At 69.2% G+C, this 15,389-nt stretch carries 12 protein-coding genes; 9 read left to right on the top strand and 3 right to left on the bottom strand.

Translation table 11 applies throughout. The features are described from left to right. Positions 1 to 94: 94 nt before the first annotated feature. Positions 95 to 967, bottom strand: a complete 873-nt coding sequence (gene purU, locus ABIE67_RS05680; protein ID WP_370254217.1) for a formyltetrahydrofolate deformylase — start codon at positions 965 to 967, stop codon at positions 95 to 97. A 218-nt stretch (positions 968 to 1,185) separates the two neighbouring features. Here purU and ABIE67_RS05675 point away from each other — a divergent pair, with 218 nt between their 5' ends. From ABIE67_RS05675 to ABIE67_RS05650, 6 genes are all read left to right on the top strand, one after another. Then, complete coding sequence (locus tag ABIE67_RS05675) at positions 1,186 to 2,655, top strand: aldehyde dehydrogenase family protein (protein WP_370254213.1); 1,470 nt, start codon at positions 1,186 to 1,188, stop codon at positions 2,653 to 2,655. 20 nt (positions 2,656 to 2,675) lie between these two features. Further along, positions 2,676 to 3,764 (top strand): glycine betaine/L-proline ABC transporter ATP-binding protein, encoded by a 1,089-nt coding sequence (locus ABIE67_RS05670; RefSeq protein WP_370254208.1) that lies wholly within the window; start codon positions 2,676 to 2,678, stop codon positions 3,762 to 3,764. After that, positions 3,761 to 5,770: an ABC transporter permease gene (locus ABIE67_RS05665; RefSeq protein ID WP_370254203.1), complete on the top strand. Its 2,010-nt coding sequence runs from the start codon at positions 3,761 to 3,763 to the stop codon at positions 5,768 to 5,770. Before ABIE67_RS05670 ends, ABIE67_RS05665 begins: the two co-directional genes overlap by 4 nt. 13 nt (positions 5,771 to 5,783) lie before the next feature. After that, a complete protein-coding gene (locus tag ABIE67_RS05660) occupies positions 5,784 to 6,746 on the top strand; it encodes an ABC transporter substrate-binding protein (RefSeq protein WP_370254201.1) in 963 nt (320 codons plus the stop codon). A gap of 194 nt (positions 6,747 to 6,940) precedes the next feature. Next, positions 6,941 to 9,379, top strand: coding sequence for an FAD-dependent oxidoreductase (locus tag ABIE67_RS05655; RefSeq protein ID WP_370254199.1), 2,439 nt, complete (start codon positions 6,941 to 6,943; stop codon positions 9,377 to 9,379). A gap of 36 nt (positions 9,380 to 9,415) precedes the next feature. Beyond that, positions 9,416 to 10,276 (top strand): bifunctional methylenetetrahydrofolate dehydrogenase/methenyltetrahydrofolate cyclohydrolase, encoded by an 861-nt coding sequence (locus ABIE67_RS05650; protein ID WP_370254195.1) that lies wholly within the window; start codon positions 9,416 to 9,418, stop codon positions 10,274 to 10,276. Between the two features lie 28 nt (positions 10,277 to 10,304). On the opposite strand, the gene ABIE67_RS05645 is transcribed toward ABIE67_RS05650, so the two are convergent. Beyond that, complete coding sequence (locus tag ABIE67_RS05645) at positions 10,305 to 10,856, bottom strand: hypothetical protein (RefSeq protein ID WP_370254190.1); 552 nt, start codon at positions 10,854 to 10,856, stop codon at positions 10,305 to 10,307. A gap of 221 nt (positions 10,857 to 11,077) precedes the next feature. Here ABIE67_RS05645 and ABIE67_RS05640 point away from each other — a divergent pair, with 221 nt between their 5' ends. Beyond that, positions 11,078 to 11,848 (top strand): VC0807 family protein, encoded by a 771-nt coding sequence (locus ABIE67_RS05640; RefSeq protein ID WP_370254186.1) that lies wholly within the window; start codon positions 11,078 to 11,080, stop codon positions 11,846 to 11,848. Positions 11,849 to 12,226: 378 nt separating this feature from the next. On the opposite strand, the gene ABIE67_RS05635 is transcribed toward ABIE67_RS05640, so the two are convergent. After that, positions 12,227 to 12,427: an MbtH family protein gene (locus tag ABIE67_RS05635; RefSeq protein WP_370254181.1), complete on the bottom strand. Its 201-nt coding sequence runs from the start codon at positions 12,425 to 12,427 to the stop codon at positions 12,227 to 12,229. Between the two features lie 61 nt (positions 12,428 to 12,488). Here ABIE67_RS05635 and ABIE67_RS05630 point away from each other — a divergent pair, with 61 nt between their 5' ends. Both ABIE67_RS05630 and glyA read left to right on the top strand, forming a co-directional pair. Next, complete coding sequence (locus ABIE67_RS05630) at positions 12,489 to 13,475, top strand: NAD-dependent epimerase/dehydratase family protein (protein ID WP_370254176.1); 987 nt, start codon at positions 12,489 to 12,491, stop codon at positions 13,473 to 13,475. Positions 13,476 to 14,043: 568 nt separating this feature from the next. After that, positions 14,044 to 15,387 (top strand): serine hydroxymethyltransferase, encoded by a 1,344-nt coding sequence (glyA, locus tag ABIE67_RS05625; RefSeq protein WP_370254171.1) that lies wholly within the window; start codon positions 14,044 to 14,046, stop codon positions 15,385 to 15,387. Positions 15,388 to 15,389: the final 2 nt, after the last annotated feature.

Genomic DNA, 15,389 nt, shown 5'->3' with positions numbered 1-15,389 from the left:
GGAGGAGGACGTATACGAAGGGGACGTATACGAAGGGGGCGTATACGAAGAGGAGCGGACCGGAGACCCAGCCCGCTCCTCGGTCACGCCGTACTCAGCGGAAGACCACCGTGCGGTTGTCGTCCACCATCACTCGGCTCTCGCTGTGCCACTTCACCGCGTGCGCGAGGACTTGCGCCTCCACGTCCCGTCCGACCGTCACCAGCTCGCCGGGGTCGAGGGAGTGGTCCACCCTGACCACGTCCTGCTCGATGATCTGGCCCTCGTCCAGGTCCGGCGTCACGTAGTGGGCCGTCGCGCCGACCAGCTTCACTCCGCGCTGATAGGCCTGGTCGTACGGCCGCGCGCCCTTGAAGCTGGGCAGGAAGGAGTGGTGGATGTTGATGGCGCGGCCCTCCAACTGCTTGCACAGGTCGTCGGAGAGGATCTGCATGTAGCGGGCCAGCACCACCAGGTCGACGTCCAGCTCGCTCACCAGCTCCAGCAGCCGCGCCTCGGCCTCGTGCTTGGTGTCCCTGGTCACCGGGATGTGATGGAAGGGGACGCCGTACGTCTGCGCCAGCCCCTCGAAGTCCCGGTGGTTGGAGACGATCGCGGGGATCTCGATGTTGAGGGCGCCGGTGCGCCGACGGAAGAGCAGGTCGTTCAGGCAGTGGCCGAACCTGGACACCATGATCAGCGTCCGGGTCGGGGTCGACGCGTCGCTCAGGGTCCAGGAGATGTTGTACGCCTGGGCGACGGGGCCGAACCGGTAACGCAGGTTCTCCAGATCGGCGTTCGGATCGGAGACGTCGAAGTGGACCCTCATGAAGAAGCGGTTCTGAAGTCGGTCGTCGAACTGCTGGCTTTCCAGGATGTTGCCGGAGTTCCTGACGAGAAAGCCGCTCACGGCGTGGACCAGTCCGGCGCTGTCGGGACAGGAGAGGGTCAGGACGTACTCACGGCCGGGTCGGGGTCGAGGGGACATGTGCGGCCTCCGTCGATGCGCATTGCACAACATGGTGAGCGATACGCAACATGGTCGGTTCGGTGTCGCTCACGGTCAAGGGCGCGCGGGCAGATGGGCGCATGGTGAAATCGTCATCGGCCAACCTCTTGACGTCCGTCTGGGCATTCGCCAGGGTGTTCCACCACAAGCAATCGGGTGCACGATGCGCAACGAAGTTCTGTGGAAAGGCTCGGCGCGTGGCAGACCTGTATATCGATGGGGCATGGCGGGACCCGCTGGCCGGCGGGAGCCGGGACATCCGATGTCCCGCTGACGGCGCGCTCGCGGCGACCGTTTCGGAAGGGACACGCCCCGACGCCGAGACGGCGATCGCAGCCGCCCGGCGCGCCTTCGACGCGGGACACTGGCCGAACACCCCCGAGCGGGAGCGCGGCGCGCTGCTGCTGCGCACCGCCGACATCATGGAACGCGATGCCAAGGTGTTCGCCCGCGCCGAGTCCCTGGACACCGGTAAGCGGCTGGTGGAGAGCGAGTACGACATCGCCGACGTCGTCTCCTGCTTCCGCCACTACGGCGGCATCGGGGGCACCGACGCCGGCCGTGTGATCGACACCGGACGCGACGACGCCGTGAGCCGTGTCGTCTACGAGCCGGTGGGTGTGTGCGGGCTGATCACCCCCTGGAACTACCCACTGCTGCAAGCCAGTTGGAAGGTCGCCCCGGCGCTCCTGGCGGGTAACACGATCGTCCTCAAGCCCAGCGAGCTCACCCCCTCCACCTCGATCCTGCTGATGAAGGCGCTGGAAGAAGCCGGACTCCCGGCCGGCGTCGCCAACCTCGTCCTGGGCACCGGGCCGGAGGTGGGCGCACCCCTGTCCGAAGACCCCGCCGTCGACATGGTCTCCTTCACCGGGGGCCTGGAGACCGGCAGGCGCATCATGGCCACCGCGGCCGCCGGCGTGAAGAAGGTGGCGCTGGAGCTCGGCGGCAAGAACCCCAACGTTGTCTTCGCCGACGCCGACTTCGAGACGGCCGTGGACTTCGCCCTCACGGCCGTCTTCCTGCACTCGGGGCAGGTCTGCTCGGCGGGCGCCCGGTTGATCGTCGAGGACTCGCTGCACGACGCCTTCGTCGACGAGGTGGTCCGCCGCGCCCGGCGGATCCGGATGGGCGGCCCCTTCGACCCCGCGGCCGAGACCGGACCGCTGATCTCCGCACAGCACCGCGAGAAGGTCGAGGCGTACGTCGCGGCCGGCCTCGCCGAGGGCGCCGTACTGCGCTGCGGCGGTGCGCGCCCCGACGACCCCGCGCTGGGAGACGGCCACTACTACCCGCCCACCGTGCTCGACGAGTGCCGGCAGGACATGCGGGTGGTGCACGAGGAGTCCTTCGGACCCGTGCTCACCGTGGAGCGCTTCACCGACGAGGACGACGCCGTACGCATCGCCAACGACACCGAGTACGGACTCGCCGGCGCGGTGTGGACGCAGGACGCGGGCAAGGCCCAGCGGGTCGCCCGGCGGCTGCGCCACGGCACGGTGTGGATCAACGACTACCACCCCTATGTGCCGCAGGCGGAATGGGGTGGCTTCGGGCACTCGGGCGTGGGCCGGGAGCTGGGACCGACCGGCCTGAACGAGTACCGAGAGCCCAAACACATCTGGCAGAACATCCAACCCCGGCCGCAGCACTGGTTCCGCGGCTGAACGCCGAAAGAAGGTCGAACGTGACCACACAGACCGAGGTGCCGCAGCGGCGCGGCACGCCCCAGGACTCGGGCTCCACGCCGGTCATATCCGTGCGCAGGCTGTGGAAGGTGTTCGGGCCGAAGGCCGACCAGGTGCCGGACTCCGAGGAGTTGTGCGGCCTCACCCGCCGCGAGCTCATGGACCGTACGGGATGCACCGCCGCCGTACGGGACGTCCACTTCGACGTCTCGCCCGGTGAGGTCTTCGTCGTCATGGGCCTGTCCGGATCCGGCAAGTCCACGCTGGTGCGATGTCTCACCCGGCTGATCGAACCCACCGCGGGCGAGATCGTCTTCGAGGGCGAGGACATCCGCGAGGCGGACCCGGCGCGCCTGCGCGACCTGCGACGGCGCAAGTTCTCCATGGTCTTCCAGCACTTCGGTCTGCTGCCCCACCGCCGCGTCCTCGACAACGTGGCGTTCGGGCTGGAGATCCGGGGCACGAGCAGGGCCGAGCGCACCCGGCGGGCCCAGGAGGTCGTCGAACTGGTCGGCCTCGCGGGCTACGAGAACTCCTACCCCGACCAGCTCTCCGGCGGTATGCAGCAACGCGTCGGCCTGGCCCGGGCGCTGGCCGGCGACCCGGACGTGCTCTTCTTCGACGAGCCGTTCTCGGCGCTCGACCCGCTGATCCGCCGCGACATGCAGAACGAGGTCATCCGGCTGCACCACGAGGTCGGCAAGACGATGGTGTTCATCACCCACGACCTCTCCGAGGCGCTCAAACTGGGCGACCGCATCCTCATCATGCGCGACGGCAAGATGGTCCAGTGCGGCACCGGCGACGAACTGGTGGGCGCCCCGGAGGATGACTACGTCCGCGAGTTCGTCAAGGACGTGCCGCGCGGTGACGTGCTCACCCTGCGCTGGATCATGCGCCCGCCGGCCGACGGTGACGCCCTGGACGGCCCCGAGCTGGGCCCGGACGTCGTGGTCAAGGAGGCCACCCGGGCGGTGCTCGCGGCCGACAAGCCGGTCAAGGTCGTCGAGAACGGCAAGCTGCTCGGCATCGTCGGCGACGAGGAGATCCTCGCGGTGGTCGCCGGACGGGAAGGCGACACGCTATGACCGTCGCCGTGGAGAAGACCGGGAAACCGGAGAAGACCGGGACCGTCGAGCCGCCCCCGCCCGTCAGGAGCGTGCGCAAGGTCAGCCGGTCCATGGTGGTCGGCGCGATCCTGGTCGCCTGGCTCGTGCTCTTCGTCGTCCTGCGCGGCAAGCAGACCCTGTCCCTGGCGGCGGCCGATCTGACCGACCTGCACCGGTGGTTCAACGACGTCAACGACTCGATCGGCGCGAACCGCAACTCCAACCCGCTCTTCCTGTACTTCTTCAACGAGATCCGCCTGGTCATCGACTCCCTGGTGACGTTCGTCCAGGAGCTGATCTCGCAGCCCTCCGCCGACCGGCCCCTCCCACAGATCGGCTGGCTCGGTGTCGTCGGCATCGCCGGCTATGTGTCCTGGGCCGTGGGCAACTGGCGCGTCGCCCTGCTGGCGGTCGCCGGCTTCACCTTCCTGGGCCTGCAGGGCTTGTGGCAGGAGAGCATGGACACCCTGGCGCTCACGCTCTCCGCCGTCTTCGTGGCGCTGCTGTTCGCGATCCCGCTGGGCGTGTGGGCGGGGCTGTCCGACCGGTTCCACCGGATCGTGACGCCCTTCCTGGACTTCATGCAGACCATGCCGACCTTCGTCTATCTGGCCCCGCTCACCCTGTTCTTCCAGATCGGCCCGGCCTCCGCCACCATCGCCACCCTGATCTACGCGGCGCCGCCCGCGATCCGGATCACCGCGCACGCCATCCGCTCGGTGCCGCAGACCACGGTCGAGGCGGCCGACTCGCTGGGCGCCACCCGACGGCAGTCCCTCACGAAGGTCCTGCTGCCGATGTCCAAGCGGACCGTCGTGATGGGCGTGAACCAGACCATCATGGCCGCCCTGGCCATGGTGACCATCGCCGCCCTGATCGACGCGCCCGGCCTCGGCAAGACCGTCGTCCAGGCGCTCCAGTCGCTCGACGTCGGCACGGCCTTCAACGCCGGTCTGGCCATCGTCGTCCTGGCCATCGTGCTGGACCGCGTCACCACCGCCGCGAGCACCCGCGAGGAGGCGGCCCGGCGTTCGAAGAACCGTTTCCTGACCTGGCGACGCCCGCTGCTGGGAGCGGGCGCGGCGGTCACGGCCGTTCTGGTCTACCTCTCCCACACCTACGTATGGGCGGCGGAGTTCCCCGGCGAGGGAGGCGCCGGCAGCGCCATCTCCAGCGGGGCGGACACCGTGACCACCTGGGCGCAGGACAACCTGTCAGGTGTCACCAACGCGATCCGTGACGCCCTCACCAACGGTCTGCTCAACCCGTTCCAGACGCTGCTCACGGACTCCCCGTGGTGGCTCGTCGGCGCCGCCCTGATCGCGCTCGGCGTCGTCCTCGGCGGGTGGCGTGCCGGTGTCACCACGGCGGTCTGCGTGGGACTGCTGGTCGGCACCGGCGTGTGGTCGGACAGCATGACGACGCTGGCGTCGACCGTCGTCGCCACCGTGCTCGTGATGCTGCTCGGCATCGTCTTCGGCGTGTGGATGGGGCGCAGCGCGCTCGTGGACCGGCTGCTGCGGCCGGGCCTGGACGCGGCGCAGGTCATGCCGCCGTTCGTCTATCTCGTGCCGTTCCTCGCCCTGTTCGGCGCGACACGCTTCACGGCGATCGTCGCCGCCGTCGTCTACGCGGCTCCCGTCGCCATGAAGATCATCGCGGACGGGGTACGGAACGTGCCCGCGACCACCGTGGAGGCGGCCACCTCCGCCGGGTGCAACACCTGGCAGATCATCACCAAGGTCCAGTTGCCGATGGCGCGCAGCGCCCTGACTCTCGCGACCAACCAGGGCCTGATCTATGTGCTGTCGATGGTCGTGGTCGGCGGCCTGGTGGGCGCGGGCGCCCTCGGTTACGACGTCGTGGCCGGCTTCTCGCAGGGACAGCTGTACGGGAAGGGGCTCGCCGCGGGACTCGCCATCGTCCTTCTCGGCGTCATGTTCGACCGGATCACCCAGGCAGCGGCTCGCCGCACCAGCGCATAAGGAGCACCACACCATGGCAAGACACTGGCGGGCCGGAGCGGCCGGCATAGCGGTCCTCGGCCTGACCCTCACGGCCTGCGGCGGCGCGAAGGTCGGTGACGACAGCGCCGGCGGCTCGGACAGCTCCGGCAAGTGCGGCACCTTCAACCTCGCGGTCAACCCGTGGGTGGGTTACGAGGCCAACGCGGCGGTCGTCGCCTACGTCGCGGAGCACGACCTCGGCTGCAAGGTCAACCAGAAGGACCTGAAGGAAGAGATCGCCTGGCAGGGCTTCGGCACGGGCGAGGTCGACGCCGTCATCGAGAACTGGGGTCACGACGACCTGAAGAAGAAGTACATCACCGACCAGAAGACCGCCGTCGAAGCCGGCCCGACCGGCAACAAGGGCCTCATCGGCTGGTACGTGCCGCCGTGGCTGGCGAAGGCGCACCCGGACATCACCGACTGGGAGAACCTCGACAAGTACGCGGCCGAGTTCAAGACGTCCGAGTCGGGCGGCAAGGGCCAACTCCTCGACGGTGACCCGTCGTTCGTCACCAACGACGAGGCGCTGGTCAAGAATCTGAAGCTGGACTACAAGGTGGTGTACGCGGGCAGCGAGACCGCCCTCATCCAGGCCTTCCGCAAGGCGGAGAAGGACAAGGAATGGGTGATCGGCTACTTCTACGAGCCGCAGTGGTTCATGTCCGAGGTGCCGCTCGTCAAGGTCAAGCTGCCCGAGTACAAGGAGGGCTGCGACACCGACACGGAGAAGGTCGCGTGCGACTACCCGGTGTACGAGCTGGACAAGATCGTCAGCGCGAAGTTCGCCAAGTCGGGCAGCCCCGCCTATGACCTGGTGAAGAACTTCAGCTGGACGAACGACGACCAGAACACCGTGGCGAAGTACATCGCGGTGGACAAGATGACCCCGGAGGCCGCGGCCAAGAAGTGGGTCGAGGACAACCGCGCCAAGGTGGAGGCCTGGATCAAGTAGGCCCTTTCACGGATGCCCGGTGGGTGGTGCGCGCGGACGCGCACCACCCACCGGGCATCGCCGTTTTCCAGGCCATTTTCCAGGCCGTTCTCCGACGTCACCGGACCTCTTGACACCCACCTGCCCGGCAGGCACATTGAGTTGCGCAACCTGAGTCACGTTGCGCAGAAAGCAACTCAACTGGAGGTGCGGCGATGGCGGGACCCCGAGTGGTCATCATCGGAGCGGGCGTCGTGGGCGCGGCTCTCGCTGACGAGATCTCGGAGCGGGGCTGGACCGAGGTGACCGTGGTCGACCAAGGCCCGCTCCCCGCCACCGGGGGCTCCAGCTCGCACGCGCCGGGCCTGGTCTTCCAGACGAACTCCTCCAAGACCATGACCGAGATGGCCCGCTACACCGTCGAGAAGTTCTGCTCCCTCGACGTCGACGGCAAGCCCTGCTTCCTCCAGGTCGGCGGCCTCGAAGTGGCCACCACCCCCGAGCGCCTCACGGAACTGCGCCGTCGGCACGGCTGGCTCGCCGCCTGGGGCATCGAGGGCCGGCTCCTGACCCCCGACGAGTGCGTCGCGCACCACCCCCTGGTGAACCGGGACCGGGTCCTGGGCGGCCTCCTGGTACCGACGGACGGCCTCGCCAAGGCCGTGCTCGCCGTCGAGGCACAGATCCGCCGGGCCACCGAGCGCGGCGTCCGCTTCCTCGCCCGCCACGAGGTCCTGGACGTCCGGCAGAGCGAGGGGCACGTCACCGGCGTCCTGACCGACCAGGGCGAGATCCCCGCCGACATCGTGGTGTGCTGCGCCGGCATCTGGGGCCCGAAGATCGCCCGCATGGTCGGCATGAACCTCCCGCTGACCCCGCTGGCCCACCAGCTCGCCTGGACCGGCCCGGTACCGGCCCTCGCCGGCCAGACCGAGGAGGCGGTCCGCCCGATCCTGCGCCACCAGGACGCCGACCTGTACTACCGCGACCGCTTCGACGGCATCGGCATCGGCTACTACGGCCACCGCCCGATGCCCATCACGGCCGACGAGATCCTCTCAGTCGACGAGGCCGACGAGATGCCGTCCGTCCTGAAGTTCACCGAGGAGGACTTCGAGCCCGCCTGGAGCGAGACCCAGTCCCTGCTCCCCGCGACGAAGGACGCCAAGGTCGAGGAGGGCATCAACGGCCTGTTCTCCTTCACCACCGACAACTTCCCGCTCCTCGGCGAGTCCCCGGACGTCAAGGGCTTCTGGGTCGCCGAGGCCGTATGGGTCACCCACTCCGCGGGCGTGGGGCGGGCCATGGCCGAATGGCTGGTCGACGGCCACTGCTCCTCCTTCGACCTGCACGAGTGCGACGTCAACCGCTTCGAACCGCACCAGCTGGCCCCGGAGTACGTCCTGGCCCGCGACTGCCGGAACTTCGTCGAGGTCTACGACATCCTCCACCCCCTCCAGCCCTCCGGAGACCCGCGCCCGATCCGCACCAGCCCCTTCCACCCCCGCCAGCAGGAGCACGGCGCCTTCTTCCTGGAGGCGAACGGCTGGGAGCGCCCGCAGTGGTACGAGGCCAACGCGCCGCTGGCCGAAGGGCGTTCCATCCCCGCCCCGGGCGACTGGGCGGCGCAGTACTGGTCGCCCGTCGTCGGCGCCGAGGCCCAGGTCACCCGCGAGTCCGTCGCGATGTACGACATGACGGCCCTCAAGCGGCTGGAGGTGAGCGGCCCCGGCGCCGGCGACTTCCTGGAGGGCCTGTGCACCGGCAAGGTCGCCAAGTCCGTCGGCTCGGTCACCTACACCCTCCTGCTGGACCACGACGGCGGCATCCGCAGCGACATCACCGTCGCCCGTCTGGCCCGCGACCTCTTCCAGGTCGGCGCCAACGGCAACCTGGACCTCGACTGGTTCGCCCGCCACCTCCCCGCCGACGGCACGGTCCAGGTCCGCGACATCACCCCCGGCACCTGCTGCATCGGCCTGTGGGGCCCGCTGGCCCGCAAGGTCCTCCAGCCCCTGACCGACGAGGACTTCTCGAACGACGGCCTCAAGTACTTCCGCGCCAAGCGCGCCTACATCGGCAGCGTCCCGGTGACCGCGATGCGCCTGTCCTACGTCGGTGAACTCGGCTGGGAGCTCTACACCACCGCCGACCAGGGCCTGAAGCTCTGGGACACCCTGTGGCGGGCGGCCAAGCCCCTGGGCGGCGCCATCGCGGGCCGCGGCGCCTTCAACAGCCTCCGCCTGGAGAAGGGCTACCGCTCCTTCGGCACCGACATGACCTACGAGCACGACCCCTACGAGGCCGGCGTCGGCTTCGCCGTCAAGCTCGACAAGGGCGACTTCATCGGCAAGGCCGCGCTGGAGCGCCGCAAGGAGAACGTACGGCGCAGGCTGACCTGCCTCACCATCGACGACCCGCGGTCGGTCGTGATGGGCAAGGAGCCGGTGTACGACGGCGACCGCGCGGTCGGCTACGTGACCAGCGCCGCCTACGGCTACACCATCGGCAAGGGCATCGCGTACGCCTGGCTCCCCGCCGAACTCGCCACCCCCGGCACCACCGTGCACATCGGCTACTTCGACCAGCGCATCGAGGCGGTGGTCGCCGAGGAGCCCCTGTTCGACCCCACCATGTCCCGCCTCCGCGGCTGACCCCCAGAGTCGACTCCGAGGGAAGGAACCCCGCCGGTGAACGCACAGCTGCTCGACGGCAAGGCGACCGCCGCCGACATCCGCCGCGAACTCGCGGAGCGCGTGGCCAAGTTGTCGGCCGCAGACGGCCGCCCGCCGGGCCTCGGCACCGTCCTGGTCGGCGACGACCCCGGCAGCCACGCCTACGTCGCCGGCAAGCACCGCGACTGCGCCCAGGTGGGCATCGCCTCCCTCCGCCGGGAGCTGCCCGCCGACGCCTCGCAGCGGCAGGTCGAGGAGACGATCGACGAACTCAACGCCGACCCGGCCTGCACCGGCTATATCGTCCAACTCCCGCTCCCGCGCCACCTGGACGCGGGCGCCGTACTGGAACGCATGGACCCGGCCAAGGACGCCGACGGACTGCACCCCGTCAACCTCGGCCGGCTCACCCTGGGCGTCGAGGGCCCGCTGCCGTGCACCCCGCGCGGCATCGTCGAACTGCTCCGCCGCTACGAGGTGCCCCTCGCGGGCGCGCGGGTCTGCGTGATCGGCCGGGGCATCACGGTCGGACGCCCCATCGGCCTCCTCCTCACCCGCCGCTCCGAGAACGCCACCGTGACCCTGTGCCACACCGGCACCAAGGGACTGGCCTGGCATGTGCGCGAGGCGGACATCGTCATCGCGGCGGCCGGCTCGCCCGGACTGGTCACCAAGGACATGCTGCGCCCCGGTGCGGCCGTCCTGGACGTCGGCATCACCCGTACCGACCAGGGACTGGCCGGCGATGTGCACCCTGAGGCCGTCACGGTCGCGGGTTGGCTCGCGCCCATGCCCGGCGGCGTGGGCCCGATGACGCGGGCGATGCTGCTCGCCAACGTCGTCGAGGCCGCCGAGCGGAACGCCGACGCCGTGTGACCTCCTCGGAGCACGCTCCCACGGCCGACTAGCTTGCCCTGTCGCTGTCTTCGTCCGCGCTGGAAAGGGCTTCGGCGATCATGCGGGTGGCGAAGTCGCGGTCGTCGGTGAGCCGGTTGATGTGCTCCGCGAGCAGGAAGGCGGTGGCTTCCAGGGGGTTCATCTCGTCCGTGGTCCAGTATCCGTACTGCTTGCGCCACAGGCTCGGGCTCAGACCGGTTCCCGCCGCGACGATCAGGCCGGCCATGGTGGGGATGGCCTCGGGGCGGATGCTTTTGGGCATCATGCGCATCGTGGCCACGATGTTGGGCACCACGCACTCGATGACGTCCTTGCCGTGGTCCTCGTAGGCCATCCGCAGCCACTGCATGAACATGTAGATGAGCGTGCAGGCGCCGTCCAGCATGTCATCGAATTCGCCGGGATCCAGGGAGGCGGCGAACTGGTCGGTCAGCGCGTGCAGTTCGGCGTCCGCCTGGCTCGTGTCGTCGTAGATGCTCTTGAGCCGGGAGTCGATCAGCATGAGCGCGGCGCCCACATCGCCGGCGGGAGCGTGCTGGGGGTGGCAGGGCGACGACACAGGACTTCTCCTCGGTTGACTGTGGGTAGCGTGGCGTATCCGTACGGTAGCGCGCTGTGGGTGTACGGGTCTGAGGAATCCCGATGAAGGGACTCCGGGGCGCGGGGGCGCGGGGGCGTGCTGGGATCGACTGAAGTCCCCATGGGTGCTGACATTTGTCATGCCGAGGGCCGGACGATCGTTTCTACCGGTGGCCCGGTGGCGGCCGCGAAGCTGGGTGCATGACGACGAACACGGGGACCACCACCAAGGGAAGTGTCACCAGCAGCCGACGTGCGCTGCGCAACTTCGCGCCGCTGCTCATCGATGTCGCGGTGCCCCTCGGGGCGTACTACCTCCTGAAGAACGGCTTCGGGACGAGCACACTGATGGCGCTGGGCCTGAGCAGTGTCGTGCCGGCGGTGCGGACCGGGTGGGGCGTGGTGAAGGCGCGCGAGGTCAACGGACTGGCGGCCCTCATCCTCTTCGTGAACGTCGTGTCCCTGCTGCTCGGTTTCGTGGCCGGTGACCCGCGGCTGATGATCGCCAAGGACAGCGCGGTCAGCAGCGCGATCGGGATCGGGATCATCGTCTCCGTGGCACTCGGCAAACCGATGATGACGGCCGGCATGAAGCCCTGGGTGGTGAAGGGCGACCCCGGCCGGGAGGCCGCCTGGGCGCGGCTGCACGCCGGATCGGCGCGGTTTCGGCGGGCCGAGCGGGTGTTCTCGCTGGTGTGGGGTGTCGTACTGCTCGCGGAGTGCGTGGTGCGGGTCGTGGGGGCGTACACCCTGCCGGTGGACACCATGGTGTGGGGCGGCAATGTGATCATGGTGGTCGCCATGGGGGTGGGCTTCCTGGTCGGCGGGGCGCTGGGTGCTGGTCCGATGGCTGGGATGGTTGTCGCGGAGGCGAAGTCTGAAGCGAAGAGTGATCGGGAGACGGAGGCTGGTCCGCCCGACGAGTCCTTCGAGGCCGCACTCACCACCGCCGACCTCGCTAGGGCCAAGTAATGTTGAGAGTGAACCGACCCGAGCCCACGGAGCGGATCACGACCGGCCGCATGCGGGCACGTGGACGCGTTGGGTCCCTCCAGCGGATGCCGATGCACGGGGCCGACGCCGACGCAGCTGCTCGCTCGCGCCACCGGCACGGCCGACCGCGCCCAGCCCGACACCGTGGGTGCCCAACACACAGGGCTATCCGTTCGACGCGGTGGTGCGGCATCCGGCGCCGTCGTCCGCGACCGGCGTCCCCGCCCCGGCTCCGCCTCCTGCCGCCCCGTCAGGCCACAGCGAAGCTCCCTTCCGCGTCAGCGGTGGAAATGCCCATGGGAATTCCACTTGCGGAGGGACCTTTGCTGTGGCCGGTCTAGCGGGATTGTGGCCGGGTCATCCGGCCGAGCGCTCCATCTGCCGGCGGAGCGACAGCGGGCGCATATCGGTCCATACCTCGTTGATGTCGCGAAGACATTCCTCCTTGCTGCCCGACCTGCTGGTGTCGGACCAACCGGGCGCAAGGTCACGATCCGTCGGCCAGATCGAGTACTGCTCCTCGCCGTTGACAACGACGCGGTAGGTGACAGATTCCATCCGTCATTCCCCCTTTTGGTTTTCCCCTGGTGCAGGGGATTACGGCGTCTACCATACCCCCATGAGAATCGCTGTTCTCGGGGGAACCCGATTCATCGGACCGTGGGTTCTGCGCGGCCTGCTCGCGCGTGGACACGAAGTGCTGATATTCCATCGTGGGGAGACGGGTTGCGCGGATGTGCCCGCGAACGCACGTCATCTGCACGGTGACCGGGCCGTATTGTCCGACCACGCCGTCGAATTCGCCGCGTTCCGTCCCGACATCGTGCTGGACATGGGCGCGATGTCGGAGACGGACGCGAGGCGGACGGTCGAGGTGTTCCGCGGTCTGGCCGCGCGGGCGGTGATGGTCAGCAGCGTCGATGTGTACCAGGGGTTCGCCGTGGTGACCGGCGCCGCCACGGACGGGCTGGTCCCGGTGCCGTTGACCGAGGACTCGACGCCGCGCAGTCAGCGGTCCGAGTCGCCGGACGCCTACGACAAGCTTCTCGCCGAGCAGGTCTTCCAGGAATGCGGCGACCTGCGGACCACGGTGCTGCGCCTGCCGATGGTGTACGGGCCGGGTGACTACCAGCGCCGCGCACGCGCGATCCTGCGGCCCATGCGCGACGGCCGGGAGGTGATCCTGCTCGATGAGGGGTTCCGGAACTGGCGCGTCACCCGCGGCTATGTCCAGGACGTGGCGGCGGCGATCGTGCTGGCCACGGTCGATCCACGGGCCACCGGGCGTACCTACAACCTGGGGGAACGCGACCCCTGGACCGAGGAGGAGTGGATCCTCGAGATCGGTGCGGCGGCCGGGTGGAGCGGGAAAGTGCGGTTCCTTCCCGCCGACCGGCTGCCCGGGCACCTCGTCACGGGAATAGAGTTCCGACAGGACCTCGTCATCGACACCAGCCGCGTCCGGCAGGAGCTCGGCTACACGGAGCGGACGGTGCGGACCGACGCGATCGCCCGCACGGTCGCCTGGGAGTCGGCTCAGCCGGCCGAGGAGGACCCCGGCGACGGGCCGGACTACGCCGCGGAGGATGCGGCGATCGACACGTGAGCCGGTGGCGCACCTGGCCCCGCCTGGACGTACCTGACCGAACGTCGTATTCCGCTGCTGGGTGCGCCATTACTGCCGAGCAAAAACGGAAAGGTTGAATCCGCGGACTGTTCGCCAGGCAACGAAACTTTCCTTCGTAAACTCGATCTCAAACGATCGAAGGCCTGGCTGATAACGGTTGACTCGTTCGGGTGAGCTCTGCCAGGATCCTTCCATCGGTCGCCGCCGAGGCGCTGGCGGTCGTGTACGGGGGCTTTATCGGCAGGGGTTGCGGCGGCGCAATATGAAGCGCCGTGTCATCAGAGCGCGTTCAGTGACTCCGGCTATTTAGTGCTGCCCTGTCACGGCAGCTTCGCCGTCGGCGCACACACATCATCATCACCAGAAGCGAGAAGTCACACCGTGCTGCCGAAACACGATGTTTCGCACGCGGAATTACGGGGGCCACAGTGATCGACCTTCCTTTGGCGTGCCATTCTTTCGATATCGCGCCTATTGAAATCACTCCACGTCGCACACATCGCGCTTTTGGCTGTTGTTGTCGACTCCACTCGGCGGTCTGAACGCAATGTCGAGGACCTTTGACATCCAACTGGCCGGAGCACGCGAGCTGCCCGCTCAGGACCCCGAGCTCGCCGTCCTGCTGGACCAGGAACTGGACTACGAGACCGGCGTGCTGGCCATGGTCGCGCATGCCAGCGTCGCGCCCCCGTCCGTGCTGGCGGCCGCCGGCACCGTGCTCTCCAACGTCACCGCGGAGGGCTATCCGGGCCGCCGGTACCACCCGGGGGCGGAGTGGTTCGACGCCGTCGAGCGGCTCGCCGTCTCCCGCGCGCGAGCCGCGTTCGGAGCCAGGTACGCCAACGTCCAGCCGCACTCCTGCACGGCGGCGAACCTGGCCGTCGAGTTCGGCCTGCTCGCCCCCGGCGACACCATGCTGGGCCTGCACCTCGATGCCGGAGGCCATCTCACCCACGGGGCGTCCGCCTCCGTGACCGGCCGGGCCTTCCGCTCCGTCGCCTACGGACTCGACGACGCCGGCCTGATCGACTACGACCGGACCGCCGAACTCGCCCGCGAGCAGCGGCCGAAGCTCATCATCGCCGGCGCCAGCGCCTATCCACGGCGCATCGACTACGAGCGGTTCCGTGCCATCGCCGACGAGGTCGGCGCCTATCTGCTCGCGGACATCTCGCACATCGCCGGCCTGGTGGCCGCCGGGGTACTGCCCAGCCCGGTGGACATCGCCCACGTCACGACGACGAGCACGTACAAGCAACTCGGCGGGCCGCGCGGCGGCCTGATCCTGATGGGAGCCGAGCACGGCACGCCCGGCCCGGACGGCCGTACGCCGCTGTCGACGCTGCTCGACCGCGCGGTCTTCCCGCTGACCCAGGGCACGCCGAACGCCGCCGCGATCGCCGCCAAGGCACGGGCCCTGGACGTGGTGGCCGCGCCCGAGTTCAAGGCGACCGCCCGGCGCATCGCGGACGACGCCGCCGCGCTGGCCGCCGCCCTCACCGAGCGCGCGTGGCCCGTGCTCACCGGCGGCACCGACAACCACATGGTCCTGCTCGACGTGGGCCGCCGTGGCCTGACCGGCGCCATCGCCGAGCTGGCGCTGAGCGAGTGCGGCATCCTCGCCAACCGCAACCGGATCCCCGGCGACTCCCGGCCGCCGCTGGTGGCGAGCGGACTGCGCCTGGGCACCAACATCCTCGCGCAGCGCGGCATGGCGCCCGCCGACATGCCCGCCTGCGCCGCGCTGGTGACGCGCGTCCTGGACGCGGTCGAGCCGATGTCCGACACCGAGTACCGCCTTGACCCCGACGTCCGCAAGGCCGTCCTGGAGGAAGTGGCTGAGCTGTGCCGATGTTTCCCGATCCCGGGCTACCCGCAGGCCACGTTGTGAAC

Origin of the sequence: Streptomyces sp. V4I8, assembly GCF_041261225.1 — a bacterium.
In the GTDB taxonomy this organism is placed as follows: Bacteria; Actinomycetota; Actinomycetes; order Streptomycetales; family Streptomycetaceae; genus Streptomyces.
Note: the sequence above shows the minus strand (reverse complement) of the source record. Positions and strands in the feature narration are given on the sequence as shown.

Coding starts and splice junctions, on each gene's coding strand:
- ABIE67_RS05665 (WP_370254203.1), top strand. CDS start 3,761: ATGACCGTCGCCGTGGAGAAGACCGGGAAACCGGAGAAGACCGGGACC.
- ABIE67_RS05635 (WP_370254181.1), bottom strand. CDS start 12,427: ATGGAATCTGTCACCTACCGCGTCGTTGTCAACGGCGAGGAGCAGTAC.
- ABIE67_RS05640 (WP_370254186.1), top strand. CDS start 11,078: ATGACGACGAACACGGGGACCACCACCAAGGGAAGTGTCACCAGCAGC.
- ABIE67_RS05630 (WP_370254176.1), top strand. CDS start 12,489: ATGAGAATCGCTGTTCTCGGGGGAACCCGATTCATCGGACCGTGGGTT.
- ABIE67_RS05655 (WP_370254199.1), top strand. CDS start 6,941: ATGGCGGGACCCCGAGTGGTCATCATCGGAGCGGGCGTCGTGGGCGCG.
- purU (WP_370254217.1), bottom strand. CDS start 967: ATGTCCCCTCGACCCCGACCCGGCCGTGAGTACGTCCTGACCCTCTCC.
- glyA (WP_370254171.1), top strand. CDS start 14,044: ATGTCGAGGACCTTTGACATCCAACTGGCCGGAGCACGCGAGCTGCCC.
- ABIE67_RS05660 (WP_370254201.1), top strand. CDS start 5,784: ATGGCAAGACACTGGCGGGCCGGAGCGGCCGGCATAGCGGTCCTCGGC.